The organism is Peribacillus sp. (genome assembly GCF_059453735.1).
Genome location: NZ_JAZVJO010000167.1, coordinates 1 through 1,892 on the forward strand (window position 1 = coordinate 1; position 1,892 = coordinate 1,892).

The 1,892-nt window shown below is 39.4% G+C and carries 2 protein-coding genes; both read left to right on the forward strand.

Translation table 11 applies throughout. The features are described 5' to 3' along the window. Positions 1-1,102 (forward strand): ATP-dependent metallopeptidase FtsH/Yme1/Tma family protein (locus tag AC52RT_RS05665; RefSeq protein WP_495539841.1); only part of this gene is annotated, 1,102 nt, incomplete at its 5' end. A gap of 110 nt (positions 1,103-1,212) precedes the next feature. Beyond that, a partial coding sequence (locus AC52RT_RS05670; protein ID WP_495539842.1) for a type III pantothenate kinase occupies positions 1,213-1,892 on the forward strand: 680 nt, incomplete at its 3' end.

The following is a 1,892-nucleotide window of genomic DNA, read 5'->3' on the forward strand; positions in this document are numbered from 1 at the left end:
CAGACCGGATATTTTAGACCCAGCTCTACTTCGTCCTGGACGTTTTGACCGTCAAATTACAGTAGGTCGCCCAGATGTTAAAGGTCGCGAAGCAGTACTTCAAGTACATGCACGCAACAAACCTTTAGATGATACGGTCGACTTAAAAGCAATTGCGCAACGTACACCAGGATTCTCTGGAGCGGATTTAGAAAATCTTCTAAATGAAGCTGCCCTGGTAGCTGCTAGAAGAAACAAAACAAAAATTGATATGTCAGACATTGATGAAGCAACAGACCGAGTTATTGCTGGACCAGCTAAATCTGGGAAAGTAATATCTCCGAAAGAACGTAAAATTGTTGCCTTCCATGAGGCTGGACACGTAGTAGTAGGTTTAACACTAGATGACGCAGAAGTCGTTCATAAAGTAACTATTGTACCTCGTGGCCAAGCTGGTGGATATGCGGTAATGCTTCCAAAAGAAGATCGTTACTTCATGACTAAACCAGAGCTTCTGGATAAAGTTTCAGGATTACTTGGTGGTCGTGTTGCAGAGGATATCGTCTTTGGAGAAGTTTCTACAGGAGCTCATAATGACTTCCAACGTGCTACTGGTATCGTTAGAAAAATGGTTAAGGAATATGGTATGAGTGACAAGCTAGGACCAATGCAATTTGGTCAAACTCAAGGAGGAAATGTCTTCCTAGGTCGTGACTTTAACTCAGAGCAAAATTATTCCGATAAGATTGCATATGAAATTGATCATGAGATGCAAACAATGATCAAAGAGCAATACGAACGAACTAAACAGATCTTAACAGAGAAACGCGATTTGTTAGATTTAATCGCAAATACGTTATTAGATGTTGAAACGTTAGATGCTGCTCAAATTTTACATTTACAAGAGCATGGAACACTACCAGTTCGTGAATACGATCAAAACGATCAAAAGGTTGATTTGAGTAAGGAAAAGGATTCCGATGCTACAGGAGCTTCTTCTGATCCGACAATCGGTGATTTACCATCAGAAAAGGGCACGTCTCATGAGACAGGTCCTATTCTAGAAGAACGTACAGATAGTACTTCAGATCCAATTCAAGAAAAGCGTCCAACTGATAAATAAAATATATAGCTGAGTGATTTTCGTCTTTAGGCGAGTCACTCAGCTTTTTTATTTCTCGGGAAATATGGTATGATGTGTTGGAAATCTACGTAAAAGTGAGGAAAATCTTCATGATACTTGTGCTTGATACAGGAAATACAAATATTGTACTAGGAATTTACCATAATGATCAGCTGATTCATCACTGGAGAATGGAGACGGACCGTCGTAAAACAGAGGATGAGTTCGGGATGCAGGTCAAAGCACTCTTTTCTCATGTTAATATAACTTTCGAACAAATAGAAGGTATTATCATTTCCTCAGTAGTGCCGCCAATTATGTTCTCCTTAGAAGCTATGTGTAAGAAGTATTTTGGTATAAAACCCTTAGTTGTAGGTCCCGGTGTAAAGACGGGATTGAATATAAAATATGAAAATCCTCGTGAAGTCGGTGCCGATCGTATTGTTAATGCAGTAGCAGCTATTCATGAATATGGAGCACCTTTAATTATTGTGGACTTTGGTACTGCAACCACTTACTGTTATGTAAATGAAAAAGGTGAGTACTTGGGTGGTGCTATAGCTCCGGGAATCGGTATTTCAACAGAAGCATTATTTGAAAAGGCTAGTAAGCTTCCTAGAATTGAACTTACAACTCCAGAGCATGTAATCGGCAAAAATACAGTTTCCGCCATGCAATCTGGTATCGTATTTGGATACGTTGGGCAAGTGGAGGGCATTGTAAATAGGATGAAAAAAGTTTCTAAAGTGAATCCTAAAGTTATATCTACAGGAGGACTTGCTCCTTTAAT